This window comes from Lysobacter fragariae (genome assembly GCF_054779775.1).
In genome coordinates, this window is the sequence record NZ_BAAGXP010000001.1 from 373,291 (window position 1) to 390,280 (window position 16,990).

The following is a 16,990-nucleotide window of genomic DNA, read 5'->3' on the forward strand; positions in this document are numbered from 1 at the left end:
CGGCGCTCACTTCTCTTCTCCTGCTGCAAAGCCCGAGCTGGCGATCTGCTGCGCGGCATGACCGATGTCGCCTGCGCCCATCATCAGCAGCAGGTCACCCTCGTTGAGTACATCGGGAAGCACGGCGGCGAGTTCAGCCGCGCTGTTCACCACGATCGGATCGACGCGGCCGCGGGTGCGGATCGCGCGCGCGAGCGACTTGGCGTCGGCGCCCGCGATCGGCGCTTCGCCCGCCGGATAGACCTCGGTGAGCACCAGCGTGTCCACGGTGGACAGCACCGCGGCGAATTCGTCGAACAGGTCGCGCGTGCGGCTATAGCGGTGAGGCTGGAAGGCGACGACGAGGCGTCGATCCGGCCAACCGCCACGTGCGGCAGCGAAGACCGCTTCCAGTTCCTTGGGATGGTGGCCGTAATCGTCCACCAGCTGCACGGTCGCACCCTTGGCGGTGGTGACCTGCGCCAGCATGTTGAAGCGGCGGCCGATGCCGGCGAACTTCTGCAGCGCGCTGCCGATGGCGCCGCTATCCACGCCGAGCTGCCACGCCACTGCAGCAGCGGCGAGCGAATTGAGCACGTTGTGCCGACCCGGCAGGGCGAGCTCGATGGGCGTGCGCGAACCATCCGGCAGGCACAGCGTGTAGCGCATCGCCGGACCGTGCTGGTCGACTTCTTCGGCGCGCACGTCGGCGTGGTCGCTGAAGCCGTAGCTCATGACGTGGCGCGTGGTCTTGGCGGCCAGCTTGGCCACTTCGGCATCGTCGATGCACAGCACGGCCAAGCCGTAGAACGGCAGGTGATGCAGGAATTCGTCGAACGCGGCCTGCACCTTGGCGAAATCGCCGCCGTAGTTTTCCAGGTGGTCGGCATCGATATTGGTGACGATGGCGATCTGCGGATTGAGGCGCAGGAAACTGCCGTCGCTTTCGTCGGCCTCGGCCACCAGCCATTCACCCTTGCCCAGGCGCGCGTTGGCACCGGCGGCGAGCAACTGGCCACCGATGACGAAGGTCGGATCGATGCCGCCTTCGGCCAGAACGCTGGCCAGCAGCGAGGTCGTGGTGGTCTTGCCATGCGTGCCGGCAACCGCGATGCCGCGCTTGAAGCGCATCAGCTCTGCCAGCATTTCCGCGCGCGGAACGATCGGGATGCGCTGCGCGCGCGCTTCCATCAGCTCGGGGTTGTCGGGCTTGATCGCCGAGGACACCACGATGCAGTCCGCACCCAGCACGTTGGCGGCGGCGTGGCCGCGCATCACGTTGATGCCCAGCGTAGCCAGCCGGCGCGTCACCGCGTTGTCGGCCATGTCCGAGCCGGACACCTGGTAGTCCAGCGTGCTCAACACTTCGGCAATACCGCTCATGCCGACGCCGCCGATGCCGACGAAATGCACGCGCGCTCCGGCGCCGCCGCTGGCAACCAGGTCGCCGGAATGCTGCAGGCGATGGCGATTGGCGGGACTCATGAATGTTCCTTGTTCGATTGTTCCAGCACGATGGTCGCGACGCGCTCTGCCGCATCGGGCTTGGCCAACGCGCGTGCTGCCTGCGCCATCGGCAGCAGCAACGCGCGGTCGGCGAGGATTTCCAGCGTCGCCGACAGGCGCTGTGCGAGCTCGTTGGCGTCGCTGCCCTGCGGCAGCAACTGCGCCGCATTGCGATCGACCAGGAACTGCGCGTTCTTGGTCTGGTGGTCGTCGACCGCCTGCGGGAACGGCACGAGCACGCTGCCCACACCAACCGCACATAGCTCGGCCAAAGTTAGAGCGCCGGCGCGGCATACAACGATGTCGGCCCAGGCGTAGGCAGCTGCCATGTCGGCGATGAAGGGTTCGATCGATGCGGCAACGCCTGCGTCGGCGTATGCACGCTCGGCGTCTTCGCGCATCTTCTCGCCACATTGATGACGGATTTCGAACGTGACCTGCGGCGGCATTGCGGCGACGGCCTTCGGCACCGCAGCGTTCAGCGCGCGCGCACCCTGGCTGCCACCCAGCACCAACATGCGCAGCGGACCGGTGCGGCCGGCGAAACGCTCAGCCGGCGGCGCGACCGCGGAAATTTCCACGCGAACCGGATTGCCGACGACCTCTTCCTTCGGGAACGTCTGCGGGAAACCGGTCAGCACGCGGCGGGCGAATTTCGCCAAGGCGCGATTGGTCATTCCGGGCGCGCGGTTCTGTTCGTGCACGATCAGCGGAATCCCTTCGAGCCTCGCCGCCAATCCGCCAGGGGCGGCGGCAAATCCGCCAAAACTGACCACCGCACGCGGTTGGCGCTGGCGCAGCACCTGGCGCGCGGCGCGCACCGCACCGATCAGCTTGAACGGCGCGGTGAGCAGCGTTGCGATGCCCTTGCCGCGCACGCCACGAATCGAAATCGTGTCGATGGCGATGTCGTGCTGCGGGACGAGGCGCGTTTCCATGCCGCCCTCGCTACCGAGCCACAGCACCGGCACGTCGCGCGCACGCAACGCCTTGGCCACGGCCAGGCCGGGGAAGATGTGCCCACCCGTGCCGCCGGCGAGGATCATCACCGGGTGTAGATCGGAATCGGTAGCGGCGGTGTAGCTGGGCTTCATGCCGTCCTCCCGCGTGCATTTCCGAACACCGGTTCCACGCGCTGGCGCAGGCGGCTGGTGCCGCGTGCAGCCTCGGTGGTGCCGGTCGTCGTCCGCGCCGAAGGCAGCGGCTGCGAGGTGGCCGGAATGTCGCCGGCCGCCGGCTGCGCCGCTTCGCCACGCAGACGTGCCACCTGGCGCTGCGCGCGATCAAGTTCATAGGACACGCGCAGCAGCAGGCCTAGCGCCATGCTGGTCATCAGCACGCTGGAACCACCGGAGGAAATCAGCGGCAGGGTCAGGCCCTTGGTAGGCAGCAGGCCCAGGTTCACACCGATGGAGACGAAGCTCTGCAGCGCCATCCACAGTGCGATGCCGAAGGCGCAGTAGCCGGCGAAGTGGCGGCGCATCTCCACGCACTTGAATCCGACCCACAGCGCACGCCCAGCCAGGCCCGCGTACAGCGCGATCACCAGGCACACGCCGACGAAGCCCAGTTCTTCCGCGATCACCGCCATGATGAAGTCGGTGTGCGCTTCGGGCAGGTACGACAGCTTCTGCACCGATGCGCCGAGCCCGACGCCGAACAATTCGCCGCGTCCGACCGCCATCAAGGCATTGGTCAGCTGGTAACCGGTGTTGAACGGATCCGCCCAGGGATTAAGGAACGTAGTCAGGCGCGCGACGCGGTAGGGCTCGGCAATGGCGATGATGGCGAGGATCGGCAATCCCACCAGCACCGGCCCGAACATGCGTGGCATGTTCACGCCGCCCAGCACGAGCATGCCCGCTGTCACCGCGAGGATCAGCGAGGACGAACCGAAATCGGGCTGGATCAGCAACAGTCCCACCAGCACGGCCGCCACGCCGATCGGCTTGAGCATCGCCGACCACGTCGCGGTCAGGTCTTCGCTGAAGCGCTTGAGGTAGCTCGCCAGCCAGATGATGAAGAGCAGCTTCACCGCCTCGACGGCCTGGAAGTTGGAGAGGCCCAGGTTCAGCCAGCGGCGCGCGCCGTTCACGCTGCGGCCGATGCCCGGCACGAACACCAGCAAAAGCAGCACGAAGCACGCCAGCAGCAACAGGTGGCTGTGCTGCTCGATGGTCTTGAGCTCGGTGCGCATCATCCATGCAGCCAGGCCCACGCCGCCCGCGAGAAAGACGATGTGGCGCACGAGGAAGTGGAACGGCCCGACATGCAGGCCTTCGGCGATCGCGATCGAACTGGAGCCCACCATCACCACGCCCAGGCAGGCCAGCGTGCAGGCGATGCCCAGCAGCCACGGGTCGAAGCGGCCGCCGATGGCCTCGATCCGGGTTGCCTGGCGCATGCTGCTGGCGTGGGCGAGGTCGTTCATCAGCGCACCTTCAAGGTTGCCAGGCCGACGAGGACGAGGATCACCGAGATGATCCAGAAACGAACGATCACGCGCGGCTCCGGCCAGCCCTTCAATTCAAAGTGGTGGTGGATCGGCGCCATGCGGAACACGCGCTTGCCGGTGAGCTTGAACGAAGCCACCTGGATCATCACCGACAGCGTCTCGATGACGAAGATGCCGCCCATGATCACCAGCACCAGTTCCTGGCGCACGATCACCGCGATGCACCCCAGTACGGCGCCCAGCGCCAGCGCGCCGATGTCACCCATGAACACCATCGCCGGGTAGGTGTTGAACCACAGGAACCCGAGCCCCGCGCCGGCGATCGCCGCGCAGATGATCACCAGCTCGCCGGCACCGGGCACCTGCGGGATCTGCAGGTAGTTGGAGAACACCGCGTTACCCGAGGCGTAGGCAAACACGCCCAGCGCGCAGGCGACCAGCACCGTCGGCATGATCGCCAGGCCGTCGAGGCCGTCGGTGAGGTTCACCGCATTGGAGAAGCCGACGATCCAGAGGTAGACGATGGCGATGAAGAAGATCGTGCCGCCGATGCCCACGAGCGGCAGCGCCACGTTCTTGAAAAACGGAATGTAAAGAGTAGTAGCCGACTGCACGTCCGCGGTGTAGTACAGGAACAGACCGGCGCCGAGGCCGATCACCGATTGCAGGAAATACTTGGTGCGCGAACGCATGCCGTTGGGATCGCGCTTGACGATCTTGATCCAGTCGTCCCACCAGCCGATGGCGCCACAGGTCACCATCACCGCCAGCACCAGCCACACGTAGCGGTTGCGCAGGTCGCCCCACAGCAGCACCGACGCGAGGATGGTGAGCAGGATCAGCGCACCGCCCATGGTTGGCGTGCCGGCCTTGGAGAAATGCGACTGCGGACCGTCCTTGCGGATCGGCTGGCCGCCCTTGAGCTGTGCGAGGCGACGGATGACCGCCGGGCCCCACCACAGCGACAGGAACAGCGCCGTCAACGCGGCGAGGATGCCGCGGAACGTGAGATAGCCGAACAGACCGAAGAGGCTCTGCAGTTGTTCCAGCCAGCGGAAAAGTTCAAGCAGCATGCGGGTTCCCCTGCCCTTCCGGGCCTTGATCGGCGCGCAGCACCGCCTTCACGATTCGATCCATCGCGCTGCCGCGCGAGCCCTTCACCAGCACGCGTACTCCCTCGCGCAGATCCGCCATCAGCGCCGCAGCGAGCGCATCGTGGTCGTCGAACGACTGCGCGCCTTCCCCGAAGGCCTGCGCGGTGGCGGCACTGAGTTCGCCCAGCGTGAACAACCGGGCAATGCCGGCCGCCTTGGCGCGACGTCCCATTTCGGCGTGCATCGCGACTTCATCGGCACCCAGTTCGCGCATGTCGCCCAGCACCAGCCAGCCCGCGCCGCGACTGGCGCGACTGGACTCCGCCAACGTGTCGATGGCGGCGGCGAGCGAACCGGGATTGGCGTTGTAACTGTCGTCCACCAGCACCGCGCCACTGCGCAGGTTGTGGGCGATCAGGCGGCCTGCCACGGGTTCGGCGGCATTGAGTCCCTGTGCGATGATCGCGAGCGGCACGCGCAGGCCCAGCCCGATGCACGCCGCGGCAAGCGCGTTGCGTACGTTGTGGCGCCCGGGCATGGCAAGGTCGATTGCTGCTTCGCCCTGCGGCGTGACCAGCATGAAGCGGGAACCATTGCCGGTCGGCTGGATGTCGCGCGCGGTCACGTCCGCACTCGCGTCAAGTCCGAACCAGATCAGTCGGCGGCCGTGCGAGCGCTCGGCGAAGAACGGCGCGAAGGCGTCGTCAGCATTGATCACGGCGACGCCGTCCTGCGGCAGCGCGTCGTAGACCGCCGCCTTGGTATCGGCGACGCCGAGCAGGCTGCCCATGCGTTCCAGGTGTGCCGGTGCGATGTTGTTGACCAGCGCGACGTCGGGTCGCGCGATGGCGGTGAGATAGGCGATGTCGCCCGGCTTGCCGGCACCCATTTCATAGACGCCGAACTGCGCGTCTTCCGGTGCGTCGAGCACCGCCAGCGGCAGGCCGATCTCGTTGTTGCGATTGCCGGGATTGGCATAGGCGTGACCGGCGCGCGACAGGATCGCCATCACCAGCGTCTTCACGCTGGTCTTGCCGTTGCTGCCAGTGATGCCAACGATCTGCGTCTCGCGGTTGCGTTGCATCGCGGCGGCGAAATCGGCGAGGCCGCGCTCGGTGTCGGCGACGACAACCTGGGGAAGCGCCACATCGACGACGCGCGCGACCAGCGCTGCAGCCACGCCACCCTGTGCCGCGACCGCGACGTGGTCGTGGCCGTCGAAGCGTTCGCCCTTGAGCGCGATGAACAGCGATCGACAACCCTGCGGCAACGCACGGGTGTCGGTGACCACCGCGTCGATGACGACGTCCTCACCGTGCAGGCGACCGCCGGCCATGCGCGCGACGTCGGAGAGCTGCAGCGGCTTCATGGTCGCTCCTGCGCATCCTGCGCCCGCGAACCTTGCACATCCATGTGCGGCGCGCGCACCTCCAGCGACTTCCTGGCGACTTCGGTGTCGTCGAACGGATGCTGCACGTTGTTGATTTCCTGGCAGGGCTCGTGACCCTTGCCGGCGATCAGCACGATGTCATTGGCATTGGCCTGGCTGACCGCGCGGGCAATGGCCGCGGCGCGATCGCGCAGGACGATGGCGTTTTCCGGATGGGCGAAGCCCGCCAGAATGTCGGCCACGATCTGGTCGCCATCTTCGCCGCGCGGGTTGTCGTCGGTGACGATGGCCACGTCGGCATTCGCTTCGGCGATCGCCGCCATCTGCGGACGCTTGCCGCGATCGCGCTCACCACCGCAACCGAACACGCAGATCAGTCGCGCCTGCGCGTGTGCGCGCAGCGACTTCAGCGCCTGTTCCAGCGCGTCGGGCGTGTGCGCGTAGTCGATCACCACCAGCGGAAGCACGCCGTCGCCACCGAGGCGGTTCATGCGGCCGTGAATCGGCTGCAGTTGCGAAAGCAGGCCAGCGATCGCGTCCGCGGGTTCGCCAAGCGCGTGCAATGCACCGGCGACCGCGAGCAGGTTGTCCACGTTGAAACGGCCGAGCAGCTTGGAGTGCACGGGCTTCGCGTCGCCGTCGATGACCAGGTCGAACGCGATGCCGGCGCTGTCGAGGCGCAGCGCCTGCGCGCGCACCGCGGCAGCATCCGCACCACGCGAACTCAGGCCGACCGCGTGTAGCGATGCCGGCAGGTCCGCATGCAGCTGACGGCCGTAGTCGTCGTCGAGGTTGATCACGGCTGCTTTCAGGCCCGGCCAGGCGAACAGGCGCGCCTTCGCAGCGCCATAGGTTTCCATGTCGCCGTGGTAGTCGAGGTGGTCGCGGGTGAGGTTGGTGAACACCGCAACGTCGAAGTGCACCCCATCCACGCGACCCTGGTCGAGCGCGTGGGAACTGACTTCCATCGCCACTGCCTGCGCGCCGGCGTCGTGCAGCTGCGCGAGCAACTCGTGCAGCTTCAGCACCAGCGGCGTGGTGAATCCGGTCGGCGTCACCTGGCCGTAGAGACCTGCGCCCAGCGTGCCGATGGTGCCGCAGCGCGTGCCGCGCAGCGTCCACGCCTGCGCGATCAGCTGCACGGTCGAGGTCTTGCCGTTGGTGCCGGTGACACCGACGACCGTCATCGCATTGGTGACGCGGCCGTGGAAACGATCCGCCAGTTCGCCGAGGCGTGCGCGCAGGTTCGGCACGGCGATTGCATCGGACGGCGCGGGCAGGTCGGCGGGCGCCGGCGGTTCGAACAGGATCGCCACGGCACCGGCCGCGCGCGCCTGTTCGACGAACTTCAGTCCATGCGCGCCGAAGCCGGCAATCGCGACGAACGCGCTGCCCGGCCGCACGTCTCGGCTGTCCATCGTCAGGCCGGAAATGCGCAGGTCGCCGGGGAATTGCTTGCAATCTGCCCCCGCAAGCGGGGGCAGAGCGGCGACGTCGGGGAGCAGTTCGCGTAGCAGCATGGAGCGGTTCATTGCCCGCCTCCTGCTACCGGCGTAGGCAGCGCGGCAGCCAGGGAAGGTGCGGGCACCAAGGGTGGCGGCGCCGCGGATGCGTCCGGCAACACCGGAACGTCTTCACCGCGCACTGCCTTCACGTGCTGCTGCTTGGCCTGCTCCGCCATCCAGGTATCGATGTCGTCCGGCGGCACGTCCATCAGGCGTAGCGCGCCGTCCATGACGTTGCGGAACACCGGCGCCGACACCAGGCCGCCGAAGTAGCCCTTCTCCGGATCCGGGTCGTTGATCACCACCACCATCGAGAAGCGCGGATTGCGCACCGGCACCACGCCGGCGAAGTACGCGAGGTAGCGACGGGTGTAACCGCCGGTCTCGCTGAACTTGCGCGCGGTGCCGGTCTTGCCGGCGACGTGGTAGCCCAGGATCGCCGCCTGCGTGGCGGTGCCACCCGGCTCGGTGACGGTCTGCATCATGCCCATCACTTCGTGCGCGATGCGCGGATCGAGCACCTGCTGCGGCTCGTTGCGCTCGCCCTTCACGAACGTCGGCGTGATCAGCTTGCCGCCGTTGCCGAGCGAGGCATACACCATCGCGATCTGCAGCGGCGTTGCGGACATGCCGTAGCCGTAGGCCATCGTCGCCTTGGTGGTTCCGCTCCAGCGCGCCGGCGGCGCGAGTACGCCGGCGGATTCGCCTGGGAAGCCGCTGCCGGGCTTGCGTCCGTAACCGAAGTTGCGCACGAAGTCGTAGAAATACTTGTCCTGCATCCGCGCCGCCAACTTGGCCGCGCCAATGTTGGAGCTCTTGGTGATCAGGCCGGTGACGGTCTGGATCCCGTAGTTGCTGTGGTCGCGGATCGTGTAGCGACCCAACTGCATGTAGCCCGGCGACACGTCGATGCGCGTGTTCGGCGTCACCAGGTGCGCGTTGAGCGCAGCGGCGACGGTGATCGGCTTCATGGTGGAGCCCGGCTCGAACACGTCGGTCACCGCGCGATTGCGGTGCGCGTCGATGGTGCCCATGTCGATCGCGTTCGGATTGAAGCTGGGCAGGTTCGCCATCGCCAGGACTTCGCCGGTGGCGATGTCCAGCACCACCGCGGAGCCGCTGCTGGCGCCGCTCTTGAGCAGCATGCTGCGCAGCTCGCGGAAGGCGAGGTACTGGATGCGGCGATCGATGGTGAGCGTCAGGTCCTGACCCGGTTGCGCGGGTTCGACCAGGTCCACGCTTTCCACGATGCGGCCCTGGCCGTCGCGGATCACGCGCTTGGAACCGGGCTTGCCGCTGAGCACGTGGTCGAACGACAGCTCCAGGCCTTCCTGGCCGTGGTCGTCGACGTTGGTGAACCCGAGCACGTGCGCCATCGCCTCGCCCTGCGGGTAGAAGCGACGGTATTCGCGCTGCGAGAACACGCCGGGGATGCCCAGCGCCAGGATGCGATGCGCCTGCTCCGGGCTGATGCGGCGCTGCAGGTACAGGAATTCCTTGTTGGAACGCTGCGTCAGCTTGCGCGTGAGCACGTCGGCGGGCACACCCAGCGCGCGCGCGAGCTGTGGAATGCTCGCCGGGTTGGCCAGCAGTTCCTTCGGATTGCCCCACACCGACTCGACCGGCGTGGACACCGCCAGCGGCTCTCCGTTGCGGTCGGTGATCATGCCGCGCGAGGTCGGGATCGGGATCTCGCGCAGGGAGCGCGCCTGCCCCTGCTGCAGGTAGAAATCGTTGTGGATCACCTGCACGTCGAACGCGCGGCCGACCAGCGCCACCGAGCACAGTCCCAGCGCGACACCGACGATCAACAGTCGCTTGCGCAGGTCCAGCCCGGCGCGTTGGCGACCGCGCGCGCCGCCGTTCGTCGGCTTGCTGGCGATGCGCGCGCGCAGCGCGTCGGCCACGCGGCCGACGAGTTGCTGGCGGTTGCGATCGTTGTTGCGCGCGCTCATGCCTGGGCACTCATGGACGGATCACCACGGTTTCAGCGCCTTCCGGGAACTTCATGCCCAGCCGGTCGCGGGCGACCTGGTCGATGCGGTTGCTTTCCGCCCAGGTGGCCTGCTCCAGCTGCAGGCGTCCGAATTCGATATTGAGCTCGTCACGCGCCTTTTCCAGTCGCGTTTCCTGCACGAACAGCTGGCGGTGCTTGTGGCGCGCGTGGACCACCGCCAGCGCGGACGCCACATTCGCCACGACCAGGACGGTAAGCAGGAGGCGCCAGGTCATGCGGCCTCCGGGAGCTTTTCGGCAACGCGCAGGACAGCGCTGCGGGCACGCGGGTTGGTCGCGGTTTCGACCTCGTCCGCCTTGCGGGCGTCGCCGATCATCTTCAGCGTCGGCGTGAAGGCGATTTCGATCGGCATCCGGCGGTTGGCCGGCGGCGCCTTGGCGTGGCGGGCGATGAACTGCTTGACGATGCGGTCTTCCAGCGAGTGGAAGCTCATCACCGCGAGGCGACCACCGGGCTTCAGGCGTGCCAGCGCGGCGTCGAGGCCGGCTTCGAGATCGGCCAGCTCGCGGTTGATGTAGATGCGGATGGCCTGGAAGCTGCGCGTGGCCGGATGGATCTTCTGCTCGCCGCGTGGAACCACCGAGGCGATCAGGTCGGCCAGCTGCGCGGTGCGGGTGAGCGGCTGGTCCACGCGGCGCGCGACGATGGCGCGGGCGATGCGGCGGCTCTGGCGCTCCTCACCATAGGTCCACAGCACGTCGGCGATGTCCTTGTCCGACGCATGCGCGAGCCACTGTGCGGCGCTTTCACCCGAATCCGGGTCCATGCGCATGTCCAACGGACCATCCTTGCCGAAACTGAAGCCGCGTTCGGCGACGTCCAGCTGTGGCGACGACACGCCCAGGTCGAACAGCACGCCATCCAGGCCCGCGTCGGTGGCATTCCACTGCGCGAGCTGGGCGAAGCTGCCACGGAAGATCGCGACGCGCGCGTCCGCGCCGAACTCGCGTTCGGCAACGGCGATCGCTTCGGGATCCTTGTCCATGACCAGCAGACGGCCTCCGGGGCCCAGTTGTTCCAGCACGCCGCGCGCATGCCCGCCGCGCCCGAACGTGCCGTCCAGATAGATTCCTTCCGCCTTGACCTGCAGGGCCTCCAGGCACTGCCGGTACATCACGGGAAGGTGGGCGGACGCCTGCTTTTCAACAGCATGTTCGCGTCCGCTGCCACCCGCCGTCACAGCTGCAGCCCGAGCAGCTCCTCGCTCAGATCGTCGTCGGACACCGTCTGACGGATCTGCGCGTGGTGCGCCTGCTCGCTCCACAACTCGAATTTCTCGCCCATGCCCAGCAGCACGGCCTTTTTCTCGATGCCGACCGCGGCGCGGTGGCTCGCGGGAATGCTGACGCGACCGTTGCCATCGAGCTCGACGAACTCGGCGGCACCGACCAGCTTCAGCTGCATCGAGCGATTGACCTTCTTCACCTTGGGCAGCGCGTTGACCTGGTCACGCACGCGCTCCCAGACCGCGAAGGGATAGAGGTAGAGCGAACCCGACTCGAACGGGTTGTAGGTGATGACCAGCCGGTTGCCGCAATCGCGCGCGACAAGCTCGCGGTAGGCGGTGGGCACCGCCAGCCGGCCCTTGTCGTCGATCGTGATGGCGGTTTCGCCCTGGAACATGCCCTTTTGCCTGCCGTTGCCGCCTCTCCGGGCGGTTCATGAATATGGAAAAACCACAAAAAACCCGGTTTTCCCTCTTCTGCCCACCTTAGCACCGGCTAACAGGTTGTCAACAGGTTTTCGGAGCCAATTTCACTTTGCGCATCAATAGCTTGCGACGAACTTCAGACTCTTATTCAAGACTTATCCACTAACCCTTGTTTCGTCTCAAATTTTGAGACTGGAGGTCACTGAAGTGGGAGGTGCAACAGGCCTTGGCAGCCACGCCACAGCCCTGCTGCGATGCAGCAAGGCGACTCAGATCGTGTCTGAAGGCGTTCGGGAAGGATCCTGGCGACCCTGGCCCAGACCCAAGGCATCGATGAGACGTCCCGCGCCATGCTCGACTGGGACTTATCCCCGCCATGTCACAGGAGAAGAGCCCCCTTGGTAAGGGGGCGCCCCGAAGGGGCGGGGTTTGGAAGCACATAGCGGGGCCCACGGGTTTTCATTTGCGACGCAAATGAAAATTTGTGGGCGCCTTTTTGCAACGCGCAAAAGCGCGTTGAAAAAAGGCGGAGCCGGCCTGTAAGCCGGGTTCTGTCGTGGACAGTCATTCCTCTAGGCGCATCGTCACCGATACGCTCAAGCAACCTACCCGGAGACACCGCGGGCCGCGGCATTGCCTCCCTATTTGGTCTTGCTCCCGGTGGGGTTTGCCGTGCCGGCCTGTTACCAGGCTCGCGGTGCGCTCTTACCGCACCATTTCACCCTTGCCACGCATTCCGAAGAACCGTTCGGCGGTATCTTTCTGTTGCACTTTCCGTCGACTCGCGCCGCCCAGGCGTTACCTGGCACCGTGCCCTGTGGAGCCCGGACTTTCCTCGGCATCCGCCTCCATCGAAATGGAATTGAATGACGCGACTGCCCGGCCGACTCCGCCGCGTGCATTGTCGCACGCGCCACCGACCCCGTCCTGTTTCATGCGGCTGCAAGGTGTCCGCTGCGTCAATCCGCTTCCGGCGCGCCGCCGTACAACGCCTTCCTCGGCGCTCCGCTTATCTCCGCAGCGAGCTTCGCCGCCTGCGACGGCTTGAGGTATTCGCTGAGTTTCGCGTACAGCCGCTGGCCTTCGGCGATACGTGCATCGGCATCGTCACCCGCGCCTTCGACGATCACCACGAACTCGCCCTTGCGCTGGTCGGCATCGGCCAGCACGCGCGCATGCAGCTCCTGTAGCGTTCCATCGAGCACCGTCTCGAACAGCTTGGTGAGCTCGCGCGCAATCGCTGCACGGCGCGAATCGCCGAATACCACCGCCATGTCAGCAAGCGCTTCGTCGATCCGATGCGCCGACTCGTAGAACATCAGCGTCCGCGGCTCCGCGACCAGCTGCAGCAGCCGTTCGCGCCGCGCACCCGCCTTGGCCGGCAGGAAACCCTCGAAGACGAAACGGTCGCTGGGAAGCCCGGCCACGCTCAGCGCCGCGATCGCCGCACACGCACCGGGTACGGGCGATACGCGCACGCCGGCGGCACGCGCCGCGCGGACAAGGCGGAAACCCGGATCGCTCACCAGCGGCGTGCCCGCGTCCGACACCAGCGCGAGCGACTCGCCCGCCAGCAGGCGCGCTACCAGCTGCGCCGCCTGGGCGTCCTCGTTGTGCTGGTGCAGGGCCAGCAGCGGCCGCTCCATGCCGAAATGCGACAGCAACTGCCGGGTGTGGCGGGTGTCCTCGGCGCAGATCGCATCGACATTCCGCAGCACGTCCAGCGCACGGGTGGAAAGGTCGCCGAGGTTGCCGATAGGCGTCGCGACCACGTGAAGAGTGCCGGGTGTGAGCATCGTGTCCGTGTCTGTGGGAAGCGGTGGCGGCGGTGCAATCGGGGTTCGCCACGGGGTCGGGGCTGTGCCGGCCCGGGCCGCGCAACCTACTCCGTCACGGGCAACCGCCCTAGAATCCTACCCGACCCCCAAGGAATACCGTGCCGATGAGCCTGCCGATGTCCTCGACCCGCCAGATCTGGACCAGTAAGGCCTCAACCAGCCAGACTTCAACCAGCAAGGCCCCACGGATGCTCGCAGGCATGATGTCCGGCCTGTTGCTGGCCACGGCGCTGGCCAGCTGCACCACGATGGGGACCACCACCGGTCCGTCGGCAGCGCACGCCACGCGCAACGAATCCGTGGCCCAGGCCGGTGCCCTCGCCCGCCAAGGCAGCACGCTGGGCGGCACCGCGCGCGCCGACATCGACCGCCAGATCGACACCCTGTTGGCACAACTCGACGACGCCACCCTGCAGCGCGAAGCCGCCGCCCTACCCATCGGCGAACCGCTCTACAACTACGCCGGTCGCGCCCTGCTGCGCCGCGGCCTGCCGCTGCCGCGCCCGTTCGACCGCACGGCGTGGAAGTTCGATGCGGCCACCCGCCCACCGGCCGAGAGCGATGGCTATCGTCCGCCGGTGAAGCTCGCCGTGCTGCTGCCGTTGTCGGGCAGCCTGGCCACCGCGGCCGCGCCGGTGCGCGACGGCTTTCTCGCCGGCTACTACGGCGAATCGCGCCGTCGCCCGGAAGTGAACTTCTACGACACCTCTGCCGGTGCCAGCGCCGCCTACGACCGCGCGGTGAGCGAAGGCAGCGACTTCGTCGTCGGTCCGCTCGGCCGCGACGAAGTCGGCGCGATGTTCAACCGCGCGTTGCCCGTACCGGTTCTCGCGTTGAATCGCAGCGGCACCCAGCCGCCGGCGGGCAACGCCAGCTTCTCGCTGTCGCCGGAAGACGAAGGCATCGCCGCAGCGGAATTCCTCCTCAATCGCGCGGCACGTCGCGTGCTGGTGATCGGTGGCGACGACGACACCCAGCGTCGCGCCGTGGACGCCCTGCGCGAGCGCTTGGGCGAACGCGGCGGCATTGTCACCGACGTCGTGAGCGGCGGCATCGCCGACCTTGCGCCGTATGCGTCGAAGGAAGGCGGCATCGACGCCGTGTTCCTCGCGGTGAAAGGCAGCACCGCGCGCGCGCTGATGCCCAAGCTCGCGCTGGCGGGACTGGCCGGCAAGCCGCGCGTGGCGACCTCGCAACTGCTTTCGGGCACCGGCAAGGCGGCGGACGACCGCGTGCTCGACGGCATCGCCTTCCCGACCGAAAGCTGGACCACCGGCGGCGTGCGCGGACTACCCTCGGCCGCCACCGCCGCGACGATGCTGCCCAATGCGAAGGGCGGCGCCGCGCGACTGTTCGCCTTCGGCTACGACGCGTGGCTGATCACGGCGTACCTGGAACACCTGGCGACGTCGTCGTCCGGCATCGAAGGCGCGACTGGCGTGCTCCACATCGACGGCTTCGGCAACGTGCAGCGCACGCCCGCTTGGTCGACCTTCAGCAACGGCGCGGCCGTGCCGCTGGCGGACGCCGCGCGCCGCTGAGCGGCACGATGACCGGCGGCTGACATGCAAAAGGCGATGGATCGCCGTGCCCGCGGAACCGCCGTCGAAATCGCCGCGCGCGCGCACCTGCGCGATGCGGGCTTGCGCGACGTCGCGGCGAACGCGAACTACCGCTTCGGCGAACTCGACCTGGTGATGCTGGATCGCGATGGCCGCGGCGATACGCTGGTGTTCGTCGAAGTGCGCTACCGCAGCGATGCGCGCTTCGGTGGCGGCGCCGCATCGATCGATGCGGGCAAGCGGCGCAGGATCGTACATGCGGCGCAAGCCTTCCTTCTCGGCCACCCGCGCTACGCCAATTCGGCGTGCCGTTTCGACGTGATCGAAGCCGACGGCGATCCCGCGCGCCCGCGGCTGAACTGGCTGCGCGATGCGTTCCGCGCGGATGACTGACAGTCGTTCGACTCCAGGCACTTGTTTGGTTGCATCCGCCTCGAACGTATCGCCTTCAATCGCTTTCGATCGCGCCCGCGTCACTCGCGCCCCAATCGCGAGTGCCAAGTCGCCAGTGACAAGCGTGATGGCCAAGTCGCAACCGACCAAGCCCCACCCCGCGCCATAATGCCCGCATGAGCGCCCTGCCCCCGTCGCTGCACCGCGAACTCGCCCAATTGCTGCGCGAAGGCTGGCTGACCGATCCCGGCGAACGCCTCGCCTACGCCTACGACAACTCGCGCCGCGAAGCGCTCCCCGATGCAGTCGCGCTGCCGACCACGCGTGACCAGGTCCTCGCGCTGGTGCGCACGTGTCGCGCGCATCGCGTACCGGTGGTCGCGCGCGGGCGCGGCACCAACACCACCGGCGCATCGGTGCCGGTCGCTGGGGGCGTGGTGGTGTCGTTCGAGCGCATGGACCGCATCGTCGACGTGCGACCCGGCGATCGCTGCGCGGTGGTGGAACCGGGCGTGCTCAACGGCGACCTGCAGACCGCGCTGAAACCGTACGGACTGTTCTGGCCGCCGGATCCCACCAGCGCCAGTTTCAGCACCATCGGCGGCAACCTGGCCTGCAACGCCGGCGGTCCGCGCGCGTTGAAGTACGGCGCGAGTCGCGACAACGTACTCGCGCTCACCGCGATCACCGGCGCGGGCGAACTGATCCATTGCGGCAGCGCGACCACGAAGGGTTCGACCGGCTACGACCTGCAGCGCCTGCTGGTCGGCAGCGAAGGCACGCTGGCGCTGATCGTGGAAGCCACGCTGAAACTGTCGCCGCTGCCGACGCAGCGGCGGGTGGTGCGTGCGCTGTACCGCGATGCGTCGTCTGCGGCACGCGCAGTAGCGCGATTGATGGCGCAGCCGGTGACCCCGTCGATGCTCGAATTCATGGACGGCGACTGCGTGCGCCTGGCGCGCGATGTCGGCGGCGCCGACCTTCCCGAGGATGCCGGCGCGCTGCTGATGATCGAAGGCGACGGCGATGCGCAGACGCTGCCGCTGGCAATCGAAGCGCTCATGCGCGCGGCCGAAGGCGACGGCCTGATATCGCTGGACGATGCCGCCGACGACGCCGCCGCGCAGCGACTGTGGTCGGCGCGCAAGGCGCTGTCACCGGCACTGCGCACACTTGCACCGGGAAAGATCAACGAGGACGTCGTCGTTCCGGTGTCGCGCATCGCACCGCTCGTCGATGGCGTGCGTTTGCTGGCACGGGAGTTCGCCTTGCCGATCGTCAGCTTCGGCCACGCCGGCAACGGCAACCTGCACGTCAACATCCTGTTCGATCCCGCCGATGCCGCGCAAAACGATCGCGCGCAGGCGGCGCTGGCCCGTGTGTTCGCGCTGACGCTGTCGCTGGGCGGCACGCTCTCGGGCGAACACGGCATCGGCATGGTCAAGCGCGACTTCATGCCACTGGCGATCGATGCCGCGACGCTGGCGCTGATGCGCCAGGTGAAGGCGACGTTCGATCCGGATGGCATCCTCAATCCGGGAAAGCTGCTGCCGCGCGTCGATCAAGGTTAGGCCACGGCTCCACCGAGGCCGCCGCAGCG

At 67.5% G+C, this 16,990-nt stretch carries 11 protein-coding genes, 1 other RNA gene and 3 pseudogenes; 3 read left to right on the forward strand and 12 right to left on the reverse strand.

The window, feature by feature from the left end; translation table 11 throughout:
• Positions 1-6: 6 nt before the first annotated feature.
• From murC to rsmI, 12 genes and pseudogenes are all read right to left on the reverse strand, one after another.
• Complete coding sequence (gene murC, locus ACYVD7_RS01660) at positions 7-1,464, reverse strand: UDP-N-acetylmuramate--L-alanine ligase (RefSeq protein ID WP_460758439.1); 1,458 nt, start codon at positions 1,462-1,464, stop codon at positions 7-9.
• Positions 1,464-2,579 (reverse strand): annotated as a pseudogene (gene murG / locus ACYVD7_RS01665) (undecaprenyldiphospho-muramoylpentapeptide beta-N-acetylglucosaminyltransferase); the annotation flags it as partial. The pseudogene murG and the gene murC, both read right to left, overlap by 1 nt.
• Entirely contained in the window at positions 2,576-3,916 is a 1,341-nt protein-coding gene (gene ftsW / locus ACYVD7_RS01670) for a putative lipid II flippase FtsW (RefSeq protein WP_460758441.1), read from the reverse strand. The pseudogene murG and the gene ftsW, both read right to left, overlap by 4 nt.
• On the reverse strand, positions 3,916-5,013 hold the full coding sequence (gene mraY, locus ACYVD7_RS01675; protein WP_460758443.1) for a phospho-N-acetylmuramoyl-pentapeptide-transferase: 1,098 nt from the start codon (positions 5,011-5,013) through the stop codon (positions 3,916-3,918). The genes ftsW and mraY overlap by 1 nt, the downstream gene beginning before the upstream one ends.
• Entirely contained in the window at positions 5,003-6,403 is a 1,401-nt protein-coding gene (locus ACYVD7_RS01680; protein WP_460758445.1) for a UDP-N-acetylmuramoyl-tripeptide--D-alanyl-D-alanine ligase, read from the reverse strand. The genes mraY and ACYVD7_RS01680 overlap by 11 nt, the downstream gene beginning before the upstream one ends.
• Positions 6,400-7,956, reverse strand: coding sequence for a UDP-N-acetylmuramoyl-L-alanyl-D-glutamate--2,6-diaminopimelate ligase (locus ACYVD7_RS01685; RefSeq protein WP_460758447.1), 1,557 nt, complete (start codon positions 7,954-7,956; stop codon positions 6,400-6,402). Before ACYVD7_RS01685 ends, ACYVD7_RS01680 begins: the two co-directional genes overlap by 4 nt.
• On the reverse strand, positions 7,953-9,884 hold the full coding sequence (locus ACYVD7_RS01690; RefSeq protein ID WP_460758449.1) for a peptidoglycan D,D-transpeptidase FtsI family protein: 1,932 nt from the start codon (positions 9,882-9,884) through the stop codon (positions 7,953-7,955). The genes ACYVD7_RS01685 and ACYVD7_RS01690 overlap by 4 nt, the downstream gene beginning before the upstream one ends.
• A gap of 10 nt (positions 9,885-9,894) precedes the next feature.
• Positions 9,895-10,161, reverse strand: a complete 267-nt coding sequence (gene ftsL, locus ACYVD7_RS01695) for a cell division protein FtsL (RefSeq protein WP_460758451.1) — start codon at positions 10,159-10,161, stop codon at positions 9,895-9,897.
• 11 nt (positions 10,162-10,172) lie between these two features.
• A pseudogene (gene rsmH / locus ACYVD7_RS01700) lies at positions 10,173-11,126 on the reverse strand (16S rRNA (cytosine(1402)-N(4))-methyltransferase RsmH); the annotation flags it as partial.
• Positions 11,123-11,569 carry a division/cell wall cluster transcriptional repressor MraZ gene (mraZ, locus tag ACYVD7_RS01705; protein ID WP_460758453.1) on the reverse strand — a complete coding sequence of 149 codons (447 nt, stop codon included), beginning with the start codon at positions 11,567-11,569 and terminating at the stop codon, positions 11,123-11,125. The gene mraZ and the pseudogene rsmH, both read right to left, overlap by 4 nt.
• Before the next feature lie 552 nt (positions 11,570-12,121).
• Positions 12,122-12,488: RNase P RNA component class A (gene rnpB / locus ACYVD7_RS01710), an RNA gene on the reverse strand.
• Positions 12,489-12,556: 68 nt separating this feature from the next.
• A complete protein-coding gene (gene rsmI / locus ACYVD7_RS01715) occupies positions 12,557-13,393 on the reverse strand; it encodes a 16S rRNA (cytidine(1402)-2'-O)-methyltransferase (RefSeq protein WP_460758455.1) in 837 nt (278 codons plus the stop codon).
• A 311-nt stretch (positions 13,394-13,704) separates the two neighbouring features.
• On the opposite strand from rsmI, the pseudogene ACYVD7_RS01720 reads away from it, so the two are divergent.
• The 3 genes and pseudogenes from ACYVD7_RS01720 to ACYVD7_RS01730 all read left to right on the forward strand — a co-directional run.
• A pseudogene (locus ACYVD7_RS01720) lies at positions 13,705-14,976 on the forward strand (penicillin-binding protein activator); the annotation flags it as partial.
• A 36-nt stretch (positions 14,977-15,012) separates the two neighbouring features.
• Positions 15,013-15,390, forward strand: coding sequence for a YraN family protein (locus ACYVD7_RS01725; RefSeq protein WP_460758458.1), 378 nt, complete (start codon positions 15,013-15,015; stop codon positions 15,388-15,390).
• A 176-nt stretch (positions 15,391-15,566) separates the two neighbouring features.
• Positions 15,567-16,961, forward strand: coding sequence for an FAD-binding oxidoreductase (locus tag ACYVD7_RS01730; RefSeq protein ID WP_460758459.1), 1,395 nt, complete (start codon positions 15,567-15,569; stop codon positions 16,959-16,961).
• The last annotated feature ends 29 nt before the right edge of the window (positions 16,962-16,990 follow it).

Excerpts from the sequence above, each read along its gene's own strand:
- ftsW (WP_460758441.1), bottom strand. The coding sequence starts at position 3,916 with ATGAACGACCTCGCCCACGCCAGCAGCATGCGCCAGGCAACCCGGATC.
- ACYVD7_RS01685 (WP_460758447.1), bottom strand. The coding sequence starts at position 7,956 with ATGAACCGCTCCATGCTGCTACGCGAACTGCTCCCCGACGTCGCCGCT.
- ACYVD7_RS01690 (WP_460758449.1), bottom strand. The coding sequence starts at position 9,884 with ATGAGCGCGCGCAACAACGATCGCAACCGCCAGCAACTCGTCGGCCGC.
- mraZ (WP_460758453.1), bottom strand. The coding sequence starts at position 11,569 with ATGTTCCAGGGCGAAACCGCCATCACGATCGACGACAAGGGCCGGCTG.
- ftsL (WP_460758451.1), bottom strand. The coding sequence starts at position 10,161 with ATGACCTGGCGCCTCCTGCTTACCGTCCTGGTCGTGGCGAATGTGGCG.
- rsmI (WP_460758455.1), bottom strand. The coding sequence starts at position 13,393 with ATGCTCACACCCGGCACTCTTCACGTGGTCGCGACGCCTATCGGCAAC.
- mraY (WP_460758443.1), bottom strand. The coding sequence starts at position 5,013 with ATGCTGCTTGAACTTTTCCGCTGGCTGGAACAACTGCAGAGCCTCTTC.
- murC (WP_460758439.1), bottom strand. The coding sequence starts at position 1,464 with ATGAGTCCCGCCAATCGCCATCGCCTGCAGCATTCCGGCGACCTGGTT.
- ACYVD7_RS01725 (WP_460758458.1), top strand. The coding sequence starts at position 15,013 with ATGGATCGCCGTGCCCGCGGAACCGCCGTCGAAATCGCCGCGCGCGCG.
- ACYVD7_RS01730 (WP_460758459.1), top strand. The coding sequence starts at position 15,567 with ATGAGCGCCCTGCCCCCGTCGCTGCACCGCGAACTCGCCCAATTGCTG.
- ACYVD7_RS01680 (WP_460758445.1), bottom strand. The coding sequence starts at position 6,403 with ATGAAGCCGCTGCAGCTCTCCGACGTCGCGCGCATGGCCGGCGGTCGC.